At 71.1% G+C, this 21,633-nt stretch carries 19 protein-coding genes and 1 pseudogene; 10 read left to right on the top strand and 10 right to left on the bottom strand.

Features of this window, described 5'->3' with window-relative positions:
• The first annotated feature begins 25 nt into the window (after positions 1-25).
• Complete coding sequence (locus ABD378_RS14945; protein WP_344521368.1) at positions 26-1,162, top strand: LCP family protein; 1,137 nt, start codon at positions 26-28, stop codon at positions 1,160-1,162.
• A gap of 33 nt (positions 1,163-1,195) precedes the next feature.
• Here ABD378_RS14945 and ABD378_RS14940 read toward each other — a convergent pair whose 3' ends face one another.
• Positions 1,196-1,729, bottom strand: coding sequence for a DUF6417 family protein (locus tag ABD378_RS14940; protein WP_344521367.1), 534 nt, complete (start codon positions 1,727-1,729; stop codon positions 1,196-1,198).
• Positions 1,730-2,101: 372 nt separating this feature from the next.
• Between ABD378_RS14940 and ABD378_RS14935 the strand changes: the two genes are divergently transcribed.
• Positions 2,102-2,647, top strand: a complete 546-nt coding sequence (locus ABD378_RS14935; RefSeq protein ID WP_344521366.1) for a cysteine hydrolase family protein — start codon at positions 2,102-2,104, stop codon at positions 2,645-2,647.
• A gap of 31 nt (positions 2,648-2,678) precedes the next feature.
• On the opposite strand, the gene ABD378_RS14930 is transcribed toward ABD378_RS14935, so the two are convergent.
• Entirely contained in the window at positions 2,679-3,554 is an 876-nt protein-coding gene (locus ABD378_RS14930) for an oxidoreductase (protein WP_344521365.1), read from the bottom strand.
• 79 nt (positions 3,555-3,633) lie between these two features.
• Between ABD378_RS14930 and ABD378_RS14925 the strand changes: the two genes are divergently transcribed.
• Positions 3,634-4,302 carry a helix-turn-helix transcriptional regulator gene (locus ABD378_RS14925; protein ID WP_344521364.1) on the top strand — a complete coding sequence of 223 codons (669 nt, stop codon included), beginning with the start codon at positions 3,634-3,636 and terminating at the stop codon, positions 4,300-4,302.
• Positions 4,303-4,477: 175 nt separating this feature from the next.
• Positions 4,478-8,356, top strand: a complete 3,879-nt coding sequence (locus tag ABD378_RS14920) for an ABC transporter ATP-binding protein (protein WP_344521363.1) — start codon at positions 4,478-4,480, stop codon at positions 8,354-8,356.
• 70 nt (positions 8,357-8,426) lie between these two features.
• Here the strand turns inward: ABD378_RS14920 and ABD378_RS14915 are convergent, their stop codons facing one another.
• On the bottom strand, positions 8,427-9,029 hold the full coding sequence (locus ABD378_RS14915) for a hypothetical protein (RefSeq protein ID WP_344521362.1): 603 nt from the start codon (positions 9,027-9,029) through the stop codon (positions 8,427-8,429).
• Positions 9,026-9,682, bottom strand: a complete 657-nt coding sequence (locus ABD378_RS14910) for a hypothetical protein (RefSeq protein ID WP_344521361.1) — start codon at positions 9,680-9,682, stop codon at positions 9,026-9,028. The genes ABD378_RS14915 and ABD378_RS14910 overlap by 4 nt, the downstream gene beginning before the upstream one ends.
• 405 nt (positions 9,683-10,087) lie before the next feature.
• Between ABD378_RS14910 and ABD378_RS14905 the strand changes: the two genes are divergently transcribed.
• A complete protein-coding gene (locus ABD378_RS14905; RefSeq protein WP_344521360.1) occupies positions 10,088-11,437 on the top strand; it encodes a helix-turn-helix domain-containing protein in 1,350 nt (449 codons plus the stop codon).
• Between the two features lie 29 nt (positions 11,438-11,466).
• Here ABD378_RS14905 and ABD378_RS14900 read toward each other — a convergent pair whose 3' ends face one another.
• The gene (locus ABD378_RS14900) at positions 11,467-12,486 is read right to left on the bottom strand and encodes an Lrp/AsnC family transcriptional regulator (RefSeq protein WP_344521359.1); all 1,020 of its coding nucleotides are present in this window, start codon (positions 12,484-12,486) and stop codon (positions 11,467-11,469) included.
• A 92-nt stretch (positions 12,487-12,578) separates the two neighbouring features.
• Here ABD378_RS14900 and ABD378_RS14895 point away from each other — a divergent pair, with 92 nt between their 5' ends.
• Together ABD378_RS14895 and ABD378_RS14890 are read left to right on the top strand one after the other, a co-directional pair.
• Positions 12,579-13,844 carry a metal-dependent hydrolase family protein gene (locus ABD378_RS14895; RefSeq protein WP_344521358.1) on the top strand — a complete coding sequence of 422 codons (1,266 nt, stop codon included), beginning with the start codon at positions 12,579-12,581 and terminating at the stop codon, positions 13,842-13,844.
• Positions 13,841-15,409 carry an AbgT family transporter gene (locus tag ABD378_RS14890; RefSeq protein WP_344521357.1) on the top strand — a complete coding sequence of 523 codons (1,569 nt, stop codon included), beginning with the start codon at positions 13,841-13,843 and terminating at the stop codon, positions 15,407-15,409. Before ABD378_RS14895 ends, ABD378_RS14890 begins: the two co-directional genes overlap by 4 nt.
• Before the next feature lie 33 nt (positions 15,410-15,442).
• On the opposite strand, the gene ABD378_RS14885 is transcribed toward ABD378_RS14890, so the two are convergent.
• The 3 genes from ABD378_RS14885 to ABD378_RS14875 form a co-directional block, all read right to left on the bottom strand.
• Complete coding sequence (locus ABD378_RS14885) at positions 15,443-16,138, bottom strand: DUF2470 domain-containing protein (protein ID WP_344521356.1); 696 nt, start codon at positions 16,136-16,138, stop codon at positions 15,443-15,445.
• A gap of 132 nt (positions 16,139-16,270) precedes the next feature.
• Complete coding sequence (locus tag ABD378_RS14880; protein WP_344521355.1) at positions 16,271-16,612, bottom strand: LysR substrate-binding domain-containing protein; 342 nt, start codon at positions 16,610-16,612, stop codon at positions 16,271-16,273.
• Entirely contained in the window at positions 16,555-16,854 is a 300-nt protein-coding gene (locus ABD378_RS14875; RefSeq protein ID WP_344521354.1) for a hypothetical protein, read from the bottom strand. The genes ABD378_RS14880 and ABD378_RS14875 overlap by 58 nt, the downstream gene beginning before the upstream one ends.
• Positions 16,855-16,885: 31 nt before the next feature.
• On the opposite strand from ABD378_RS14875, the pseudogene ABD378_RS14870 reads away from it, so the two are divergent.
• Together ABD378_RS14870 and ABD378_RS14865 are read left to right on the top strand one after the other, a co-directional pair.
• A pseudogene (locus ABD378_RS14870) lies at positions 16,886-17,382 on the top strand (glutamine amidotransferase-related protein); the annotation flags it as partial.
• An 83-nt stretch (positions 17,383-17,465) separates the two neighbouring features.
• A complete protein-coding gene (locus ABD378_RS14865; protein WP_344521353.1) occupies positions 17,466-18,332 on the top strand; it encodes an LLM class flavin-dependent oxidoreductase in 867 nt (288 codons plus the stop codon).
• A 12-nt stretch (positions 18,333-18,344) separates the two neighbouring features.
• Here the strand turns inward: ABD378_RS14865 and ABD378_RS14860 are convergent, their stop codons facing one another.
• Positions 18,345-19,562 carry an RNA polymerase sigma factor gene (locus tag ABD378_RS14860; protein WP_344521352.1) on the bottom strand — a complete coding sequence of 406 codons (1,218 nt, stop codon included), beginning with the start codon at positions 19,560-19,562 and terminating at the stop codon, positions 18,345-18,347.
• The gene (locus tag ABD378_RS14855) at positions 19,559-19,990 is read right to left on the bottom strand and encodes a YciI family protein (protein ID WP_344521351.1); all 432 of its coding nucleotides are present in this window, start codon (positions 19,988-19,990) and stop codon (positions 19,559-19,561) included. Before ABD378_RS14855 ends, ABD378_RS14860 begins: the two co-directional genes overlap by 4 nt.
• A gap of 140 nt (positions 19,991-20,130) precedes the next feature.
• Between ABD378_RS14855 and ABD378_RS14850 the strand changes: the two genes are divergently transcribed.
• Positions 20,131-21,624: an MFS transporter gene (locus ABD378_RS14850; protein WP_344521350.1), complete on the top strand. Its 1,494-nt coding sequence runs from the start codon at positions 20,131-20,133 to the stop codon at positions 21,622-21,624.
• Positions 21,625-21,633: the final 9 nt, after the last annotated feature.

Here is a 21,633-nt window from a genome sequence, read left to right as displayed (position 1 = left end):
GCGGTCGACGAATAAGGGGCAGCGCATGCCGCACGAGAACGGTGACGAGCAGCAGGCGCACATGGCCGACGGCCCCGCAGTGCCCGACTACGGGCCCGCGCGTGTACGGCGCTCCCGGCGCAAGCCGCGGAAGAAGACTCTGCGCTACGTCGCATGGGGCGCCCTGGGTCTGGTCCTGATCGGCGGAGGCGGTGTGGCCTACGCCTGGCAGCACCTCGACGGCAACATCCAGGGGACGGACATGAACGCCGTCCTCGGGCACGACCGGCCCGGTCAGCAGAAGAACGGGTCGATGAACATCCTCCTGCTCGGGTCCGACTCCCGGGCGGGAACCCACGGCAAGTACGGCAGCGGCATCAGTGGAGCCCGCGCCGACACGGCGATGGTCCTGCACGTCGACAAGACCCACAAGAAGGCTTCGGTCGTCAGCATTCCGCGCGACACGATGGTCGAGCGGCCCCAGTGCGCGAAGCCGCACGGCGGCACGGCGGCCGGGGCGCAGCAGGCCATGTTCAACTCGTCCTACCAAGTGGGCGGACCGGCGTGCACCGTGAAGACGGTCGAGAAGATGTCGGGCGTCCGCATGGACCACTACCTCGAAGTCGACTTCAAGGGGTTCCAGAAGCTCATCGACGAGCTCGGCGGCGTGGACATCACCACACGCAAGGCCATCCACGACCCCAACAGCGGCCTCGCCCTGAGCGCCGGCAAGCACACCCTCAAGGGCAAGCAGGCCCTGGAACTCGTCCGCACCCGCCACGGTGTGGGCGACGGCAGCGACCTCGGCCGGATCCAGCTCCAGCAGGCGTTCATCAAGGCGCTGATCCACCGCGCCGACACCGTCGACCCGCTGGGCAGCCCCGCCAAGTCCTACGACCTGGCGGACACCGCGACCAAGACCATCAGCGCGGACTCCGAACTGGCCTCCGCGGACAAGCTCCTCGGTCTGGCCAAGGAGCTGAAGGGCATCAGCCCCGACCGCACCAACATGGTCACGATGCCCGTCACCTACGACGCCCAGGACGCGGGACGTGTCCTGCCGCTGGACAAGGCATCGCACAAGGTGTGGAACGCTCTCCGCCAGGACCGGCCCATACCGAAGTCCGCGACGCAGGACTCGGTCGGCGACCGCTCCGACTCGCCGGTGACCGCGGGCACCTGACCCCTGGTGGCGCTGGGAGCTCGCGGCGCCCGGTCACCCACCACTTGCCCCGCCGTGCTCCGGCTCAGGGGTGAGAAGGAGGGGAGGGGGCGTATAACTCACCCCGTACACACGAGCGAACCGGTTGGCGGGTGCCGCTGATCCACCGAGCCGCTCGAGATAGAACGCACGCGCCATCGAATCCATCTGCTCGCCGCTCACATATACGACCCACCGGTTGGACGCGGCGTTGAAGCGGGCCGCCTCCACCGCCGACTCCAGACCCGACGCGGGCTCACACCGCAGTCGTCCGCGCAACGCGAGGAACCGCCTCAGGGCGTCGAGTTCCGAGCGGCGCAGGCCCACCTGTTGCAGCCCCGGCACGGGAGCCTCGACGGTCGGTGGAGCGGCCCGCACCTGGGCGTAGAGGAGCGCGTCCCACCCGTCGTCGGTCAGCTGCACCGCCCACGGGACCGGCCGCCCGGCCTTCGCGGAGAGCTCCGCCTGCTCCTCGCGGGGTGCCACCCGAGCCAGCCCGAGTCTCACCAGCGGGCCCGTGGTGCGTTCATCAAGTCCAGGCCCTGCCACGGCCCATCCATCGGTTGTGCGCTGCACGTCAGCCACGTGTCGCAGCAGCGCGAAATGCCCGGCCGAGCGCCGCATCCCTGCCCCTCCCGCCAAACAGTGCGTTGCCGCGACGCTAGCGCGCAGCCCCGCCCGAAGGGGTGCTGTTGAGGTGGTCTACGCCCGAAATCGGGGCGGGGCCAGGGGCGGTCGAACACGCGAGCAGCCAGTGAGCGCTGCACCTGTTTCAGGTCAACGCAGTTGGCTACTCGACCGCAGCGAGGCACAGCGCTGTGCGACGTAGGCGCCGGTCGGTTGAAACAGACAGCCACCGGCGCTGCCCCATGCACGGACCAGGCGTGAGGCCACGGGCCAAGGGCCCTCTACGGTGAGCCCATGCCGCACACCTCCGCACTCCTCGTCATCGACATGCAGAACACCCCGGTGGCCATCGCGTATCGGGCCGCCGAGACCGTCGCTGTCATCGCCGGACTGCGCGAACGCGCCAAGGCCGCCGGTGTGCCCGTCGTGACGATCCAGGACCAGGGAGACGGGATGGAGGCGGGCACCCAAGGGTGGCAAGTCGTGTCTGAACTCAGGCCCGAAGATGACGAGTTGATCGTCCACAAGACCAGCCCTGACAGCTTCCTCGACACGGATCTCGACAAGACCCTGAAGATGCTGGGGGCCACCGAGGTGGTCGTCACGGGGTTCGCGACGGAGATCTGTGTGGACACCACGGCGCGGCAGGCGTTGAGCCACGGATACGACGTGGTGGTGGCCGCCGATGGGCACACCACATCCGTCCGGTCCGACAGCGGCGCGTACGCCTCGCCGACGCAGTCGATCGCCCACCACAACGAGATCTTCCGGCACCTCGCCTTCCCCGGCCGGAGCATCCGGGTACTGCCCGCGTCCGAGGTGGACTTCTCTGCGGCCTAGAACCGCGCACAAGCGTCAGGCCGTCAGGCCGTCAGGCCGTCAGTTCGGCGAGGTCGGCGGCGTCGAGGCGCACCCCGGCCGCGGCGAGGTTCTCGGCGAGGTGTGCGGGCGAGCCGGTGCCGGGGATGGCCAGCATGTTCGGTGAGCTCGCGAGCAGCCAGGCGAGGGCGACCTGCGCGGTCGTCGCGTCATGCCGCTCGGCGACCTGTGCGAGGCGGCCGTGCTCGATCGGGTCGAACCCGCCCCCGAGCGGGAAGAACGGCACGTACGCGATGTCGTGTTCCTCGCAGCGCGCCAGCACGGCGACATCGTCGGGATGATGCACGTGGTACTGGTTCTGCACCGCGACGACCGGTGCGATGCCCCGCGCCTCGTCGAGTTGCGCCACGTCTACGTTGCTGACCCCCAGGTGCCGGATCAGACCCTCCTCGCGCAGTTCCGCCAGAGCCGCGAACCGGTCGGCCACGCTCTCGCCGCCCGGCTCGCTCATCCCCCCGACCCGCAGGTAGACGAGGTCGAATCGGTCGAGACCGAGGGCGCGCAGATCCTCCGTCACCAGGCCGCGCAGCCGCTCGGGACCGGCCTGGCCGGTGGGCATTCCGTCGGCTCCGCGCAGTGGACCGACCTTGGTGGCGATCAACAGCTCGGCGGAGTAGGGCGCGAGGGCCGTGCGGATCAGGTCGTTGGCGCTCACCTCGCCCCGCGCGTAGAAACCGGCCGTGTCGATGTGGTCGACACCCGCATCGACTGCCTGCCGCAGCACTGCGACACCGGTCCGCGGGTCGCGCGCCGGCCCGGTGAAAGTGCCCGCGGCCAGGCGCATCGCACCGAAGCCGAGCCGATTGACGCGGCGGTCGCCACCGAGCATGAACTGGCCGCTCGCCGCGGCCGTCATCTGTGTAGTCATGGCCTCACCCTCACCCCGTGAGGGCCTTCGGCCGACCGGATGGCAATCTGTTGCCACGACGGTGAGCGAGACTGGGAGGGTGACCGACCAAACCACGCTGACAGTGCACGGCGAGCGGCAGTTGGCCGCGCTGACCGCCCAGCTGTTCGGCGAGACGACGCGGGAGTTCTTCTGTGCCGCCAACGACCTGCACACCTGGACAAGGCCCGAGGCAAGAGACACGATCGTGCGTCGCCTGCGCCCCCGGACCGCTGAGGGCATGGTCGTACGCAAGCTCTACACACCCGCCGTACTGGCCGACGAGGAACAGCGGTTGCACCTGTTCGACGTCGCGGCCGCCGGCGGGCAGGTGCGCGTCCGTGCCGCGACACTGCCGCACGAGACGATCATCATCGACCGCAGGGTAATGATCCTCGCAGGACGCAGCGGCGCCCGGGGCCGCGAGTTCACGATCACGACCGCGCCCTCCCTCGTCGGGGGCGTCCACGCCCTGATGTGTGCCACGTGGGACGCCGGCACCCCTCTCGCGGACTACCTGCGGGGCGAGACCGAGGGCCTGGACGCCGACTCGCTCGCCGTGCTGGAAGCGCTCGCGGCCGGACTCACCGACGCCGTTGGCGCGCGCCGCGTCGGCATGTCCCTGCGGACCTACCGCAGGCGGGTCGCCGAGTTGATGACCGCTCTGGAGGCCGACTCACGGTTCCAGGCGGGCGTCAACGCGAGCCAACGCGGTCTCACCGGCCGCTGACGGCCGCTGATGCGGCGCGGTTGCTGAGAAACGGAGTCGCTCTCCTGCGGGATGCCCAAGGCCGAGTGGCGTCCGAGACCGGCAGCGTCCGGTCGCGACCGGGACCGTCACCCGGCCACCTGGCTCTCTGTGAGCATCGTGCCCCCGATGGTGGCGCGCGGCTCAGGAGGCCGGAATGCGTACGTGGCAGGAATGGACGGCAGCAGTACGGCTGTTGTGGCGAGCCGGTCCCCGGCACACGGCCGCACTCGCCGCGACCGTGGTCTGCGGGGCACTCACCGGCCCGCTCATCGTGGTCGCGACCGGGCGACTCGTGGGCGTGCTGCCCGGAGCGGTGGAAGCGGGCGCCGGGTCTGCCGAAGCCCAGAGCGCACTGGTCACCCTCATCGCGTTCGGTGCGCTGACCCTCGTACGCACGGGACTGCGCGCCTTGGAGAGCGGGCTCGCGGCGGTGCTGCGACTGCGGGCGGCCGGCGTGGTGGAGGACCGGACCATCGCGGCCGGCACCGGCCCGGACGGCATCGGACACCTCGAAGAGCCGGGCTACGCCGACACGCTGCGCCTGGCCACCGAGCAGGGCACCCGGCCGGACCAACTCGCCTCCCTGCTGCCCGAGATCGTGCGCCCCAGGCTCGAAGGGATGGGTCTGCTCGTCCTGTTGGCGCCGCTGGCGTGGTGGGCGCCGCCGCTGCTCGGGATCGCCGCGGTGCTGACCTACCGCTCCTATCTGCGTCTGTCGCGTCAGGTGCACGGCAGCATGGAGTCGGCGAGCGCGGTGATCCGAAGGGCGGGCTACCTGCGGTCACTTGCCGTGGATCCCGAACCCGCGAAGGAGATACGTGTCTTCGGGCTCGGCGACTGGCTCGCCGAGCGGATGACGGGCGTCTGGCAGTCGGGCATGGCCAGGGTCTGGGCCAGCCGCGGTACAGCCGCGCGGCGAGCCTACGGCGCGGTGGGGTTCGTTGTCCTCGCGGAGGGCGTGGTCTTCGGTTACGCCGCCTTCGCCGCCGCGCGCGGCGACCTGGGGCTCACTCAGCTCGTGATCAGCGCCCAGGCGGCGCTCGCCCTGCCTGCCCTCGGCTGGGTCGGCGATGACGACCTCATGGTGCGCGACGCGCTGCTGGGGCTGCGCTCGCTCGCCGCGCTGGAATCACGGGGGGCCGCCGACAACAGCGCGCGGCTCGCCCGCGGGCCGGAAGGTACCTGTGCCAACGGCCGACGGCAGGCTGGGAACGGTCACACGAACGGCCGGGCACCGGCAGTACGCCGCCGCATCGCCTTCGAATCCGTGGACTTCACCTATCCCGGCACGGACAAACCCGTGCTGCGCGGGCTCGACCTGGAGATCCCGGCCGGGGCCTCCGTAGCGATCGTCGGGGCGAACGGCTCCGGCAAGACGACGCTGATCAAACTCCTCGCCCGGCTGTACGAGCCGGATGCCGGGCGCATCACGTCGGACGGCGCGGATGTGCGGGAGTGTGACGTGCGGCAGTGGCGCCGAGGAATCTCCGTCGTCTTCCAGGACTTCGTGAAGTACCCGCTGACGCTGCGCGAGAACGTGGCGATGGGCGCCCCGGACATCGGTGGCGATCCGCATGCCCTGGAGCAGGCCCTGGAACTGGCCGACGGCTCCGAACTGCCCCGCAGGCTCGGGGCGGGCTGGGACACCGTGCTCTCCCGGCAGTTCGCGGGCGGCTCCGACCTGTCCGCCGGCCAGTGGCAGAGGGTCGCGCTCGCCCGCGCGTTCCTGGCCGCTCGGTCGGGGGCCGTGCTCGTCCTCGACGAGCCCACCGCGCATCTCGACGCGCGGGCGGAGGCCGACTTCTTCGACCGGTTCCTGACGGTGAGCGGGGGCGCCACCACGATCCTGGTCTCGCACCGCTTCTCGGGCGTACGCAAGGCCAGCCTCATCCATGTCATGGACGGCGGACGGATCGTGGAGAGCGGCACGCACGACGCGCTGATGGCACTGGGCGGCAAGTACGCCCGGATGTACCGGCTGCAGGCGGATCGATTCGTCGACGGCGAAACGGGCCTTGGCTCCGGTGCTGCGGCCTGCGAACCCGAGGGGTTGCCATCGGCCGCGGCGGCGCCCCGGCGACCCGCGCGATCCGATGGCGCGCGGCAGCCGGTGGAGCGCGAGGTGCCGGAGGGTGCGGGCGGCCCCGGTCCTCCTGAGGTGCCCGAAGAGTTCGAACCGTCCGAACCGTCCGAACGCGGTTGGCGCAGCGTGCTCGACGCGCTGCGCACCCTGGTCGTCGAGTCCTTCCGGGAGTCGTGGAAACTCGCGGTGCTCGGGCTGCTGCTCGTGCCCGCCGCGGCCGGACTCGCGGCCGTGCAGGCCCTGTGGCTGAGGTCCATGGCCGAGGGCGCACAACAGGAGCTGCTGGAATCCACGGTGACGGCGGCGCTCCTGCTCGTGGTGAGTCTCGGCGTGTGGGAGGCGGTCGAGCTGGCGGCCATCGGAGCCAGGATCGGGCTCAGCGAGCGCGTGGGCTTCGCCTTCGACCGATTGCTGGCCCGGCTGACCGCGGGCATCCCCGGCCTGCGCCATCAGGAGTCGCCAGCGTTCCAGGACCGGCTCCACCTGCTGCGCGACCGCACCCTGGCCATGGGCGCCCTGCTCAACTGGGTGCTCAACCTGCTCGAACAGCTCGGCGGCTTCCTGGTGACCGCCGCGCTCCTTGCCACCGTCCACCCCGCCCTGCTCGTGCTGCCGCTCATCGGGGTACTCGCCCTGCGCCTGCAGATCTCCGCCCGCGGAGTGATCGCCCGCGCCCAGGAGGCCACGGCGGCCGACTACCGGCTCGCCGCGCGCCTGGCCCGCCTCGCCACCTCGCCGGAGGCGGGCAAGGAGCTGCGTGTGTTCGAAGCGGGGCCTGAACTATGGGGCAGGGTACGGGAGTTGCGCAGTCGGGCCGACGGCGTGACAAGCCGGGCGCAGTGGCGGTTCGCCGCGATCGGCTGCGCGGCCGGACTGCTCAACTCACTCGGTCTGATCGGCGCGGTCGCCTTCGTCGTGCATCTCGCCGTTGCCGGTCACACCACTCTTGGCGCCGTCTTGCTCGCGGTCGTGCTGGCCGGACGGTTCACCGGCCATGTCGGCGGACTCGTGCAGGCCACGGGGGCCGTCGTCGAACTCCTGCAGAGCGCCGAGCGGTTGCGCTGGCTGCGGACGTACGCGGAGCAGGCGAGCCTCGCGCCCGCGGTGACCGCCGCAGGCCCCGCGACCTCCTCAGGCGCCGCTTGGACACCCGTGCCGTCGAGGCTGCGGCAGGGCATTGCCGTCGAGGGGCTGTCCTTCCGCTATCCGGGCACGGCGGTGACCACGCTGCACGACGTCGAGCTGCGGCTGCCGGCCGGGGGAGTGGTGGCCCTGGTCGGCGAGAACGGCTCCGGGAAGTCCACCCTGGTCAAGCTGTTGTGCCGGATGTACGAGCCGACGCTGGGCCGGATCACGGTCGACGGGGTCCACCTCGACGCCCTTGCCCCGGAGCAGTGGCGCGAGCGGCTCGGCGCCGCCTTCGAGGACTTCGTGCGCTTCGAGTTCGCCCTCCGCGAGACGGTCGGCGTCGGGGACCTGACGCGGATCGCCGACCCGCGCGCGGTCCTCGGCGCCCTGGACCGGGCGGGCGCCGCCGACCTGCCCGGCACGCTGCCGGACGGGCCGGACACCCAGCTGGGCAGCCGCTGGGAGCGCGGCATCGACCTGTCGACGGGCCAGTGGCAGAAGCTGGCGCTCGCGCGCGCCTTGATGCGTCCGGCACCGCTGCTGCGCATCCTGGACGAGCCGACCGCGGCCCTGGACGCGGAGACCGAGCACGTCATCTTCGAGCGCTACATCGAGGCCGCGCGCCGTCCCGGCACGGACGGCGGAGAACCTGACACGGTCACGCTGCTGGTCTCGCACCGCTTCTCGACCGTACGCGGCGCCGACCTCATCGTCGTACTCGACCACGGCCGCGTCGCCGAGACGGGCAGTCACGAGGAACTGCTTGCGCACGGCGGCCGCTACGCGCAGATGTACGGACTCCAGGCGCGCGCCTACCGGTGACGGGCCGCCGAAGACACACGGAAGGAGCGCCGGCCCGGGCCGGCGCTCCTCCTGTTCTGCTTGCGGGCGGTTATGCGGCAGCGTCCTGCGGCACCACCCACGCCGGGTCCCTGGGCTCCACCTTGTTGGCGAAGGCCACCAGCTGGGTGTACGCGGCCAGGTCGGCCATCGCGGACTGGATCCGCGGCAGCGCGGTGTCCGCCGCCGGGGCGTCGATCCGCTCCAGCCAGTCACCGATCAGCGTGGCCACCGCGAGCGTGCGGTCGCGCATGTCGTGGCAGATGCCGAGCGGGCCGCCGGTCGTGGCCTGCCGGGTGAACGCCTGCCACAGCTCGGCCGCGTGCGGCACCGCGCCGAGGCTGATGCCCGAGCGGTAGAGCCGGTCGTAGTCGAGCCTGCTGTACCACGCGGCCGACTCCGGGGTGAGGCTGCCCTTCGCGAGGATGTCGGCCACCTGGGCCAGCATCCGGGCGGCACCGTCGAGCCGGTCCCGTGCCGCCGCCGCGTACACGGCGGCACCGGCCACCCCGTCGCCGTGCTCGGCGAGTTCGAGGGCCCGGCACAACTCGCTGGTGGCGGCGGTCACTTCGGTGCCCGCTGCCTGCGCGAGTTGCTTCTTGTCGCGCAGGTCCTCCTCACTGAGGCTGAGGAGCTTGTTGCAGACTGCGCTCATATCCTGGTGCTCCTTTCCTGCCCGGAGCCGGCGACGGCGACGGCGCCGGGGGTCATGCCGAGGATGTTGACGACGGCCAGTGCCTGACCGTAGATCCGGATGCGGTCGAACCCGGTGAGCAACTGCCAGGCCAGGCGCTGCCAGTCGGCGGGACCGGCTTCGGTGGCCTGTGCCGCGAAGCCCTCGAGATCCGCCGAGAACTCGGTCAGGGCGGTGACGAAGTGGCCGAACGCCGCCTCGTCCCCGCCCGCTTCGTAGCGCAGTGCGATGGTCTCGATGGTTCCCCGGTCCAGCTGGACCAGGTCCGCGTCCCGGGCGGCGCCGAGTGTCTCGCGCACGGGGGCGGTTCCGCCGCCCGCGACCCGCAGCCGCTTGTCGTGGACCGGGTAGAAGCCCAGCTCCTGGGCGACGCGGTGCGATGTGCGGTACTCCACCAGTGCGGCCCGGACGGCGGCGGCAGCGCAGCGCACCCGCAGGGCGGCCTGGCGCACGTCGTTCAGCTCCAGGTCGGAGTGCATCAGGTGAAGCTCGCTGCCCGCCCGCATGAAGTGGGCCGAACCGGTGGCGATGGGGCCGTCCACGCGCTCGTACAGAGACTGTTCGGCCACGCTGCCGTCAGGCAGGCCGGGGGCTTTGTTGCAGACCCTACTCATATAGGTCGTGCCTCCTTGGTTGTCCGATGTCGGTTGTCCGATGTCGGTCGTACGGTGTTGCGACGCTCGGCCTGTGGCGTACGACAGGGAGCCGCACCAAGCCGGAGGACGACATTCCACGAATGTCGTGGTGACAGCCGGTGCGGTGCCCGGTCGCCGATACGCGGGATCCGAGCGGTAGACGGATGCTCGCAGCGCGTGGCGGGGGGCGATCCTCGAAATCGGGCACCACCGGACAGGTCCGGATGGCCTCGGCCAGGCGGCGGCCACACGAGGTCGCCCGGTGCGAGGCCGGTGCGGAGGATGCGAACGGTGTCAAGGGCAACGGGGGCAACGGGAGCGGCGGGTCACCCGCCGGACGGTGGAGCGCGGGAGGCGCCGGCAGACGTCGGCCAGGTCGAATCCGTGGACACGGCCGATGCGTTGGCCGCGCTGCTGCGGCAGCTGCGCAGACGCGCCGCGCGCAGGGACGGGGGCGCACAGCTCACCTACCGTCAGCTGGCGGGGCGGACAGGCTGGGCACACGGAGTGATCGGCGACTACTTCGCGGGCAAGACGCTTCCACCCACGGACCGCTTCGACACCCTGGTCCAACTGCTCGGTGCCACCGGACGCGAGCTGCGACTGCTTGCGACGGCCCGCGACCGGGTGGAGGAGGCGCGCCGCTCCCGCGCGGCTGCCAACGGCCGCGCAGGACCGCCCGGCATGGACGGCGCCGGTTGCCTGCCCGTGGTTCCCCGCCAGTTGCCCGCGGACATCCCCGAACTCCCCGGCCGGGCAGGGGAACTGGACGCGCTCGACGTGCTCCGCCCGACAGCGCGGGGCGGCGGCCCCGTCGTGGTCGCACTCGACGGCCCCGGCGGTGTCGGCAAGTCGGCGGTCGCCGTGCACGCGGCCCATCGGCTTGCCGAGCGGTTCCCCGACGGTCAGCTCTACGCCGACCTGCGGGGCTCACGCCGCGACGAGCATCCCGTTCCGCCCGCCGTGGTCCTCAGGCGATTCCTCTGTGCGCTGGGGGCGCCGAGGCCATTCCCGGGCAGCGAGGTGGACGCGGCGGCGGCCTACCGCACGCTCCTCACCGAGCGACGGGTGCTCATCGTCCTCGACAACGCCCTGGACGCCGCCCAGGTACGTCCCCTGCTGCCCGCGACGCATGGCTGCGCGGTCCTGGTCACCAGCCGCGGCGTCCTCGCCGCCCTGAACGGCGCCGCCCACCTCCACCTGACGCACCTGTCGCCTCCGGCCTCCGTCGAGGTGCTCGGCCTCTGGGCGGGACCGGGGCGGCTGACCGCCGAACGCGGCGCCGCCGAGGCGATCGCGCACCACTGCGGTCACCTCCCCCTGGCCCTGCGCATCGCGGGCGCCCGCCTGGCGGCACGCCCCCGGTGGCCGGTGCGGGAACTGGCCGCGCGCCTTGCCGATCCCGCGCGCCGCCTGGCGGAACTGTCCTTCGCGGACCTGGACATGCACGCGGCCCTGGAAGCGGGCCACCGGGAGCTGCTGGCCCGCGGTCCCACCGGCCGCGCAGCGGTGCTCGCGCTCCCCCTGCTGGCCGCGGAGCAGGGGGAGTTGACGGTGGCGCGGGCCGCGGCGACGACCGGCGGGGCCCCGTCGTCGACCGAGGCCATCCTGGAACAGCTGGTCGACGTGCAGTTCCTGGAGTCCCCGGCTCCGGGCAGCTACCGCTTCCACCCGCTCACCCGGCTGTTCGCCCAGCGATCGGCGAAGGGGGACTGCGCCCGACTGAACGGCTGAACGGCTGAACGGCTGAATGGCTGAACCCCCTAAGCGTCCCAGTAGTTGAGCGGCGCCGAACCCACGCTGTGCCCCCTGCGGTCAAGGACCCGCCCCACGTGCTTGACCGTGCGCAGCACCACGGCGCGCTCGGTGATCCGCAGATCGAGGTGTGCGAGGCGGCTGTTTAGCAGCGCCTCGGTGGTGTGGACCTCGGACAGGGCCGGAAGCCAGATGTCGAGCACCAGATTGTGCGCGCCCGCCGTGATGCTGCACATGCGCAGGCCGGGCAGGGTGCGCAACGCGCTCACCGTCTCGTCGAGATGCTGGGCGGGCACCGAGCCGAAGTACACGACCGAGACCGGGAAGCCGGTCAGCGGCCTGGCCAGCGCGCAGCGCAGCGAGAGCCGCCCGGTCCCGGTCAGTACACGCAGCCGGCGCCGGACGGTCGCGGCGGATGCGCCGACGGTCTCGGCAAGCTCCGTCAGGGGCATCCGGCCGTCGGAGCCGAGCGCGAGGGCGATCCGGCGGTCGAGGGGCCGCAGCGGTTCGTCGGGCACCGCGGGCCGCTCCAGGGCGAGCGCGCTCCGCTGCTGCCGGGTGAGGACACGCAGCCGCCACGAGGCCCCCTCGAAGGGCGCCGCGGTGATGACATGGCTGCGTACGGCGCGCACCCCGGGCAGCTGCGACACCCGGTCGCCGGAGAGCCGGGCGAGGCCGTCGAGGTCGGCGGCACCGACGATCGCGAGCAGATCACGCCCGCCCGAGGTCTGCTTGAGACTCAACACATGGGGATCACGGGCGAGTTGCCCGATGGTGTCCTCGCTGAGGCGCCCGTCCATGTCGATCTCGACCTGCGCGTAGACGCCCTCGTCGTGACCGGGCGACAGATAGCCGTCGACCCAGGCCATGCCCGCGCGCACCATGCGGTCCCAGCGGCGGGCGACGGTCACCGCGTCGACCTCCAGGACCTCGCCCATCCGCACCCAGGGCACCCGGGGCTGGATCTGGAGGGCGTGCACGATGGCCAGGTCCAGTTCGTCCAGGGTGTGCGCTCGCTGCGTGTCCATGAGAGATGCCGAATCCTGCGTGGAAGGCGACTTGGTGAAAGATTCCGGCGATTTTACACAGTCGTGATCGCGGATACCGAGGATCGTCGCCCATGAGCCACGCACAGTTCTCCTCCTTGCGCATCATCCGGGCCCGACTCGTCGACGGCACCGGCGCGGCCCCCGTCGCGGACGCCGTCATCGACATCGACGAGCACGGCACGATCGTCCACGCAGGACCGGCCGCCACGGCCCCGGAGGCGCCCGCAAGGGCCCGCACCGTGGACGCGGCAGGGCGTACGGTCCTGCCCGGCTTCATCGACACCCACGTCCACCTCGCCATCGAATCGCCCCGGCAGATGGTCCGCCGCCACGAGAGCGACCAGACCCTGGAGACGTTCCGCACCGCCGAGCGGCTGCGCAGCACCCTGGAGGCGGGCATCACCACCGCCCGCGACCTGGGCGGTCTCCCGGCCGGCTACCGGGACGCGGTGGCCGCGGGCCTCACCACAGGCCCCCGGCTGCACACGGCGGTCCGCATCCTCAGCCACACCGGCGGTCACGCCGACTTCCGCTCGGAGTGCGGCTTCGACCCCAGCGCCGGGGTGGGAGAGATCGCCGACACCCCGGACGAGGTACGGGTCGCGGTGCGCCGCCTGCTCCGCTCCGGCGCCGACGTGATCAAGGTCTGCGCGACCGGCGGAATGAGCAGCCCCTACGACCAGCCCGACGACGAAGGCCTGACCGTCGAGGAGATCCGTACGGTCGTCGACGAGGTGGCCCGGCACGGCGGCCGCCCCGTGGCGGCCCACGCACAGGGCACCGCGGGCATCATCAACGCGATCCGCGGCGGCGTGAGCAGCGTCGAGCACGGCTACGGCCTCACCGTACAGGCGCGCGAACTGGCAGGTGAGCACGGCACGTTCGTGGTGCCGACCCTTTCGACCGTCTTCGACGGCATCGACCGCGCGACCATGCAGCCCTTCCACTACGAGAAGAAGGTCCGCTGGTCCGGCATCACCCGGGAGAACATCGCCGCGGCCATCTCCGACGGCGTACGCATCGCGATGGGCACCGACGCGGCGATGGTGCCTCACGGCCGCAACCTGCGCGAGCTCTCCCACCTCGTGGCACTCGGCATGACCCCGGAACGAGCCATCGAGACAGGCACCCGCAGCGCCGCCGAACTCCTGGGCCTCTCCTCGGAGATCGGCACGCTCGAGGCGGGCAAACACGGTGACCTGGTGATGTGCGAAGGCGACCCGCTCACGGACATCTCGGTCCTGGCCGACCCGGCCAACATCGTGCTCGTCGCCCAGCGCGGCGCCGTACGCAAGGACGCGCTCGCCCTGGCACAGGCAGAAGGAGCCGCCGGATGAGAACCTCGCTCACCTCCGCGAAGACGCCGACGGGCGGGCCGCCGCAGGGGTCCCTGCTCGACAAGGTCCTGAACGGCATCGAGCGCGCGGGCAACAAACTGCCGCACCCGGTACTGCTCTTCCTCGGCCTGTTCCTGATCATCGGCACGGTCTCGACGGTCCTCGCCGCCACCGGCACCACCGTCAAGGTGCCCGGCGAGGACGAGACGCTCGCGGTCAAGGGCCTGTTCAGCGGCGAGGGCGTGCGCTGGCTGCTCGAGAACTTCATCCCGAACTTCACCGGCTTCCCCTCCCTCGGCACCGTCCTGCTGATGATGGCCGCGGTCGGGGTCGCCGAGAAGACTGGCCTGCTCGAGACGGCCGTACGTGCCTCCATCGCGCGGGCGCCCAGGCGGCTGCTGCCTTACCTGGTCGCCTTCGTCTCCTGCCAGGCGCACCTGATGAGCGACGTGGCGATCCTGGTCATCCCGCCGCTGGCCGCACTCGCCTTCAAGAACGCCGGCCGCAACCCGATCGCGGGCCTGATCGGCGGCTTCGCCTGCGTCTGCGCGGGCTACGCGGCGGGCTTCTCCATCGGCGCCCTCGACGCGCTCTACACCGGCATCACGCAGCAGGCCGCCGCGGTCGTGCCGGGCGGTGAGAGCGCCCCCACGCACATCCTCATCAACTACTTCTTCACGGCTGCGGCCAGTTGCGTGCTCGCCCTGATCGGCGGCTTCCTGATCTCCCGTGTCCTTGAGCCGCGGCTGCCGCAGCCGGACCCGGATGCCGATGCCGATGACGGGACCTCCGTCACCGTTACTGTCACCGCCCGGCAGCGCACGGGCCTGCTGCGCTCGGGCCTGGCCGTCCTGCTCTACGCGGCCGTCGTGGTCACCTGCTGGCTGCTGCCGGGCTCCCCGTTGCGCGGCGAGGGCGGTGCGCTCGTTCCGTCGCCGGTGCTCAACGGCATCGTGCCGCTGCTGTTCGTCGCGTTCGTCCTCGCCGGTGTCGTCTACGGCCGCACCGTCGGCACGCTCAAGCGCGCCGATGACGCTCCCCGGATGATGGCCGAGTCGATCACCGGAATGTCCGGCTACATCGTGCTGATCCTGGTGATCTCACAGGTCATCGGCGTCTTCGACTGGTCCAACGTCGGCACCCTGCTCGCGGTGAACGGCGCGAACCTCCTGGAGTCCGCGGGCCTCACCGGCTTCACGGGCCTGGTCCTGTTCGTCCTTCTGGTCTGCGTCCTGAACCTGTTCGTCACCTCGGGCTCGGCCCTGTGGTCCCTGGTCGCACCGGTCTTCGTCCCGGCGTTCATGCTGCTCGGCATGGAACCCGCCGTCACCCAGGCGGCATTCCGGATCGGCGACTCCGCGACCCAGATGATCACGCCGCTCAATCCGTACGTCTTCCTGATGCTGACGATCCTGCGGCGCTACGAGCCCGGGGCGCAGCTGGGCACGGTCCTGTCCCGGCTCTCGGTGTTCGTGGTCCCGTTCCTGGTCGCCTGGCTCGTCGTCCTCGGCATCTTCTACGGCCTGGGCCTGCCGCTCGGCCCCGGCGCGGACATCCATCACTGACCGTCCATACGCGGGGCTGTGTCTGTCAGTCGGTCAGGCGGTCAGACGGTTGTGGTGGGAGGCCCGACGGGCCGCGGCCAGCAGCCCGCGGATCTGAGGGCCGGCCTGGTCGATGTTGCTGACAGGAGTGGCGAACGGCAGCCGGACGTCGAGGTGCGTGGTGGGGTACTCCAGGCGCAGCGTCAGTCCATAGCGGTCCATGGCCAGCGGGACCGCGCGCAACATGCCCTTCTCCGGCTGTGGTTGTACAAGACGCACGAGGAGAGGGACGAGCTCATGGTGACTGTCCACGAGATGGGTCAGCATGTCCGCCTCACTGCCCGCGATCGGATCCGGGGCGGCCGAGCAGAGCTCGTCCAGGGAGACGAAGTGGCGCCCCTGACCGTCCTTGAGGAGCGCCTGGCCGAACTCCATGCAGGTGCTTTTGGGCGACTCATCGCTGTACGGGGCCGTCAGCAGTCCCGTGACGGTGACGCGGGCGCGCAGACGATCGCGTACGGCGGTGGGTGCGATGTCGGTGAACTCCAGCCGGACCGGGCGGCGTTCTTGCCCCGAGGTGTCCTGGCCCGGGGCATGCAGGTGGATGTGCCCCGCACCCTCGCCGTCGAGCCGGTGGATCTCGGTGTGACACCCGTCGCTGATCACTGTCATCGACTGTGCCGCGTGCAGGATCGCGTGCACGCGTTCGGCGGGGGTCGGCTGCGTGATGCGGGTGCTGTGTGGGCGCATCCAAATGCTCCATGGCGTTGAAGAGACCCAAGCCTCTAACTTAGGTATGCCTAACCTAACCCACGAAGAGGGTTCGGGAACAGCCGAACTTGATGCGCTGTGGCGCCGGGCACTCCGGGGTCGCCGCGCCGGTCACTCGCCGAGGAGGCTGACCAGGTTGGGGACGGGCGCTTCGGCGGCTGCCGAGAGAGGCAGTGCCGCCAGGCCGTGTCCACCGGCGACGAGGGTGCCCGCCCCCCTGATGTCTGTTCCGCGGTAGGTGACTTGGGGACGAAAGCCGTCGGTGCGGGCGGCGGCGCGGAGTTGGCCCAGGGGGACGGCGGTATCGGGCGCGTCCAGCCAGTGCGCGTCGGTGAGGTCCGGCAGTCGGAGGGAGCGCCGACGGGCCAGAGGGTGTTCGGCGACACCGGTGGTGGTCAGAGGGCCGGGGTCGGGCAGCGGCAGCGGATCGGTGGGCGCCGCCGCCCCGTCCACCAGAGCGAGGTCGGCGTCCCCGGCATGACGGCCGCCACCACCGCCTCCCGTCCGAGCACGTGGAGCGACACCGCAAGGCCAGGGGCGGAACGGCGGATGTGGGCAAGGGGCTGTGCGAGGGAGGCGGACAGAGCGAGAGGGCTGGCAGCGACGGTGAGTTGCACGGAGCGCGTCGCGTGGAGCCGGGCGATGTCGGCACGGGCCGCTTCCAGGCGCAGCAGCAGGGGCCTGGCATGCTCCATGAGGCGCTCGCCCGCCCCGGTGGGCCCCACCGTGCTGCCCGGCAGCCCCTACCGCAGCGAAGCCGGAGCGCTCGCCGCCATCCGCACGGCCAGGGAGGGAGGCATCCCCTTCCTTGGGACCTGCGGTGGCTTCCAGCACATGCTGCTCGAGTACGCCCGGTCGGTGTGCGGGCTGGGCAACGCGGTGCACGCCGAGAACACTCCGTACGACAGCGACGGGGGAGGGGCCGAGCTGATCGTTCCGCTGGCCTGCTCTCTGGTCGGCCACGAGGGCGCGATAGCCCTGACGGCGGACTCCAGGGCGGCAACTACGGCCCGAACCCCGCCCACGTGGAGAAGCTGCGTGCCGGTGGGCTCAGCTTCACCGGTACCGACGAGAGCGGTGACATCCGCATCGCCGAACTGCCCGGCCACCCCTTCTTCCTGGCCTCGCTGTTCCAGCCCGAACTGCAGGGCGACGGCACCCGCCCCCACCCGCTGATCACCGGGCTGGCCCAGGCCGCGGTGCGGCATGCGGCGGCACGATGAGTCTCGGTCCCCAGTGCGCAGGACGGCACGCCCGTGGCCGCTGATCGGTTGCCGGTCCCGGTGCCGTGCAGCAGGATGCGGAGATGCGCTTCTCGGTCAACATTCCCAACTTCGGTGACTTCGCCGACCCCAGGACCGTGGCGAAGGTGGCCGTGGCTGCGGAACAGGCAGGGTGGGACGGGCTGTTCGTCTGGGACCACGTGCTGCACCGCAAGCACGAGGGCAGGCCCTTCGGGGACCCCTGGATGCTGCTGACCGCCGCCGCACTGGCGACTTCCCGGATCAGACTGGGCACGCTGGTCACCCCCGTCGCCCGGCGGCGCCCGCAGCAACTCGCCCGCCAGGTGGCGACCCTGGACGCCGTGAGCGGCGGCCGGGTCGTCTTCGGAGCGGGTCTTGGCGGACCCGTCGAGGACGAGTACGCGAGTTTCGGTGACACCACGGACCCGAAGGTGCTGGCCGAGCGGCTGGACGAGGGCCTCGACCTGCTGCAGCGCTACTGGTCGGGCGAGCCGGTGAACCACGACGGACGGCACTACCAGGCACGGGACGTGACGCTGCTGCCCGCCACGGTGCAACAACCCCGGCCGCCGGTCTGGGTCGCAGGCTTCTGGCCGAACCGCCCGCCCATGCGCCGGGCCGCCCGCTGGGACGGTGCGGTCCCGCTGTTCACCGACGCCAGACACGGCCACGTACCGCCACTCGACCAGGTCCGCGACCTGGTGGCGTACGTACGAAAGCAACGCGCGGACCGCACCGGCACTCCCTTCGAGATCGTTCTCGGCGGTGCCACACCTGGCGATGACGCCGCCAAGTCCCGTGATCTGCTCGGCCCGTTGGCCGAGGCGGGAGTCACCTGGTGGGACGAGCGGCAGATCCAGACGAGCGACGGACTCGACCGGCTCACGCCGGTGCTGCGCCGCGTCGAGCAGGGCCCGCCCGTCTTCTAGTGCGTGCCAGGATCACAGGTGTGGTTCGACCCGGTGGGCCCGGGCCTCCAGATAGCGCTGCTCGGCGATGCTGGCGGTGGACTTGGCGGCGCGCCGGTAGTGCTCGTGTGCCCCGGCCGTGTCGCCGGTCTTCTCCAGCAGGTGCGCTCGTACGGACAGCAGCCGGTGATGCCCGGCCATCCGCTCGTCGTCGTCCAAGGTGGACAGCAGGGCAAGACCGGCCGACGGGCCCTCGGTCTCGGCGAGTGCGATCGCCCGGTTGAGGGTGACCATCGGGTTGGGCGCGATCCGTTCCAGGATCAGGTAAAGGGCGTGCACCTGCGGCCAGTTGGTCTCCTTGGCCGAGTCCGCGTCGGCATGTGTGGCGGCGATGGCGGCCTGGAGCTGGTAGGGCCCGAGGGTCGGGCCGGCCAGCGAGGCCTTGACCAGTTCGGTGCCCTCGTCGATCAGAGCGCGGTCCCACTTCGTGCGGTCCTGCTCGTCCAGCGGGATCAGGTCGCCGGCCGCTGTCGTACGTGCCTGTCGGCGGGCGTGGGTCAGCAGCATCAACGCGAGCAGCCCGGTCACCTCGCTGTCCGCTGAAAGCTGCGTGTGCACCATCCTGGCCAGCCGGATCGCCTCGTGCGCGAGATCGGCCCGGTGCAACTCACTGCCCGAAGAGACGGTGTAGCCCTCGTTGAAGATCAGGTAGAGCACGTGCAGGACGACCCGCAGCCGTTCCTCGCGCGCTGCGCCGTCCGGCATCCTGAAAGTGCTGCCGGCGGCCTTGATGCGCTGCTTGGCCCGGCTGATCCTGCTCGCCATGGTGGCCTCGGGCACCAGGAACGCGTGGGCGATCTCGGCCGTGGTCAGGCCGCCGACCGCTCGCAGCGTCAGGGCGGTCTGGGAGGCCGCGGTCAGTGTCGGATGGCAGCACAGGAACAGCAGGACGAGCGTGTCGTCGGTGTCCGGCACGTCCTGAGGCACCACCTCGGTGGCCGTCGCCGACTCCCGCTCGCGGCGCGCGTGGTCACTGCGCATCTGGTCGACGAGCCGCCGGGTGGCGACCGTCACCAGCCAGCCGTGCGGGTTGTCCGGCACACCCTCGGCCGGCCACTGGACGGTCGCGGCGAGCACGGCCTCCTGCACGGCGTCCTCGCACCCCTCGAACTGTCCGTGCCGGCGTACCAACGCGCCGAGGACCCGCGGCGCGAGCTCACGCAGCAGGTCCTCGACAACTGGTGATGTCATGCCTCCAATTGTCCGTCAGCGAACATCACCTGTCGCACCTCGACCCCCAGCCCTTCGATCCTGGTGTCCGGGATCCGCAGTGCCAGCTCGATCGCCCGCTCCTTGTTCTCGCAGTCGATCAGGTAGAAGCCGCCGAGGAACTCTTTGGCCTCCAGGAAAGGGCCGTCGGTCACCACCGGCTGGCCGTTGCGTACGGACACCACGGCGGCCTGTGACGGGTCGACCAGCGCCTGCGTGGTGATCAGCTCGCCGGACTTCTTCAGCGCCTCGAGGAACGCGCCGTGGCCCTCGCCGATCGCCGCCTTCTCCTCGTCGGTCAACGCGTCCAGCACGGCCGGGTTGATGTGCATGCTGATCAGGAACTGCATCTCGTACTCCTCGTGGTTCGCGAGCCCCGGCTGGGCCCTTCGCCTGGTTGTCGGAGCCACCGTCGTCGTCTTGACATCCCCGGCCGAAAAGTTCGCACGAATTTTTCAGCAACAAGAAATCTCCGTCGCCGCCGATGTCAAGAAGCTCCCGCCCGCTCCGACCAGGGAGCGAAACGTCGAGAGAACAGGGAGTTCTGAATATGCGAGTCACCCGGGCATGGCTGGGGCTGTGGGTCCTCATGCTGCCGACCTTGCTGGTCGCGATGGACATGACGGCTCTGCTCCTCGCGCTCCCACAGCTGAGCGCCGATCTGGGGGCCACAGGCGTCCAGCAGCTGTGGATCAGTGACAGCTATGGACTCATGGTGGCCGGCCTCGTCATCACGATGGGAACGCTCGGGGACCGCATCGGACGACGCCGACTGCTGATGATCGGTGCGGCGGCGTTCGCGGTGCTGTCGGTGGTGGCCGCCTTCGCGGCCGGCCCTCTGATGCTGATCGTCGCGCGTGCGCTGCTCGGTGTCGCCGGGGCGACCCTGGCGCCGTCCACACTCGCCTTGATCACCAACATGTTCCGCGACGAACGGCAGCGTGGGCAGGCCATCGCGATCTGGGCCACGTGCCAGTTCGCGGGCGGTGCGCTCGGCCCGGTACTCGCCGGGTTCCTGCTCCAGTACTTCTGGTGGGGATCGGTGTTCCTCGTCGCCGTGCCGGCGATGGCGCTGCTGCTGCTCGCCGGGCCCCGCCTGGTACCGGAGTACCGCAGTGAACAGGCAGGACGGCTGGACCTGACCAGCGTCGGGCTTTCGCTCGTGGCGGTGCTTCTGATGGTGTACGGCATCAAGCAGCTGACCGTCGAGAGCGTGACCCTCCTGCCTGCGTCTGCCCTCGCCGTCGGCGCGGCCATCGGATGGCTGTTCGTTCGCCGGCAACTGCGCCTGGAGACACCGCTGCTGGATCTGCGGCTGCTGCGCAACCGCCCGTTCACGGCCGTCCTCGTCGCGCTCGTCTTCGCCGGCATCGCCATGGCCGGTACGGGCCTGGTGGTGACCCAGTACCTGCAGAGCGTCCTTGGCTACTCGCCGGTCGCGTCGGCGATGCTGTTCGCACCCATGGGCCTTGGCGTGGCGGTCGGCACCATGGCCGCGCCGGCGCTGGCCCGGCGGATGAAGCAGCCGACCGTGATCGCCGGTGGCCTCGCGGGGTCGGCGCTTGGCAGCCTGCTGCTGCTCGGCGTCGGCGGAGCGCGCTCCTTGCCACTCGTGATGACCGGCATCGCCGTACTGGCGCTGGGCACCGGCCCGCTGTTCGCGCTGGGCACCGGTCTTGTCGTCGGGTCCGTGCCGCCGGAGCGCGCCGGTTCGGCGGCGTCGATGTCGGAGACGGGCAACTACTTCGGCGGTTCGCTCGGCTTCGCGCTGCTCGGCGTGGTGGCCGCGGTGGTTTACCGCAGCGGGGTGGACGGCACCTCCGACTCGCTGGCCGGCGCGGCCGCCGCCGGCCAGCACCTTCCCGCCGGCCAGGCTGCGGAACTGCTGCGCACTGCGCGGGAGGCGTTCACCACCAGCCTGCACGTCACCGGAGTGATCGCCGCGGTGATCTTCACCGGTCTTGCCGTACTGGTTCTGGCCATGCGTCCGGCGCCGCGGGCCTTCTCGGCCGCACTGCCCGACTACGAGGCAGCCGACTCGTAGAGCGCTTGA

Origin of the sequence: Streptomyces rectiviolaceus (genome assembly GCF_039533825.1) — a bacterium.
Taxonomy (GTDB): Bacteria; Actinomycetota; Actinomycetes; order Streptomycetales; family Streptomycetaceae; genus Streptomyces; species Streptomyces rectiviolaceus.
Note: the sequence above shows the minus strand (reverse complement) of the source record. Positions and strands in the feature narration are given on the sequence as shown.

What these genes read in the sequence shown, in the direction of transcription:
- ABD378_RS14945 (WP_344521368.1), top strand. Translation starts at nt 26, where the DNA reads ATGCCGCACGAGAACGGTGACGAGCAGCAGGCGCACATGGCCGACGGC.
- ABD378_RS14935 (WP_344521366.1), top strand. Translation starts at nt 2,102, where the DNA reads ATGCCGCACACCTCCGCACTCCTCGTCATCGACATGCAGAACACCCCG.
- ABD378_RS14930 (WP_344521365.1), bottom strand. Translation starts at nt 3,554, where the DNA reads ATGACTACACAGATGACGGCCGCGGCGAGCGGCCAGTTCATGCTCGGT.
- ABD378_RS14920 (WP_344521363.1), top strand. Translation starts at nt 4,478, where the DNA reads ATGCGTACGTGGCAGGAATGGACGGCAGCAGTACGGCTGTTGTGGCGA.
- ABD378_RS14915 (WP_344521362.1), bottom strand. Translation starts at nt 9,029, where the DNA reads ATGAGCGCAGTCTGCAACAAGCTCCTCAGCCTCAGTGAGGAGGACCTG.
- ABD378_RS14910 (WP_344521361.1), bottom strand. Translation starts at nt 9,682, where the DNA reads ATGAGTAGGGTCTGCAACAAAGCCCCCGGCCTGCCTGACGGCAGCGTG.
- ABD378_RS14900 (WP_344521359.1), bottom strand. Translation starts at nt 12,486, where the DNA reads ATGGACACGCAGCGAGCGCACACCCTGGACGAACTGGACCTGGCCATC.
- ABD378_RS14895 (WP_344521358.1), top strand. Translation starts at nt 12,579, where the DNA reads ATGAGCCACGCACAGTTCTCCTCCTTGCGCATCATCCGGGCCCGACTC.
- ABD378_RS14890 (WP_344521357.1), top strand. Translation starts at nt 13,841, where the DNA reads ATGAGAACCTCGCTCACCTCCGCGAAGACGCCGACGGGCGGGCCGCCG.
- ABD378_RS14885 (WP_344521356.1), bottom strand. Translation starts at nt 16,138, where the DNA reads ATGCGCCCACACAGCACCCGCATCACGCAGCCGACCCCCGCCGAACGC.
- ABD378_RS14875 (WP_344521354.1), bottom strand. Translation starts at nt 16,854, where the DNA reads ATGGAGCATGCCAGGCCCCTGCTGCTGCGCCTGGAAGCGGCCCGTGCC.
- ABD378_RS14865 (WP_344521353.1), top strand. Translation starts at nt 17,466, where the DNA reads ATGCGCTTCTCGGTCAACATTCCCAACTTCGGTGACTTCGCCGACCCC.
- ABD378_RS14860 (WP_344521352.1), bottom strand. Translation starts at nt 19,562, where the DNA reads ATGACATCACCAGTTGTCGAGGACCTGCTGCGTGAGCTCGCGCCGCGG.
- ABD378_RS14850 (WP_344521350.1), top strand. Translation starts at nt 20,131, where the DNA reads ATGCGAGTCACCCGGGCATGGCTGGGGCTGTGGGTCCTCATGCTGCCG.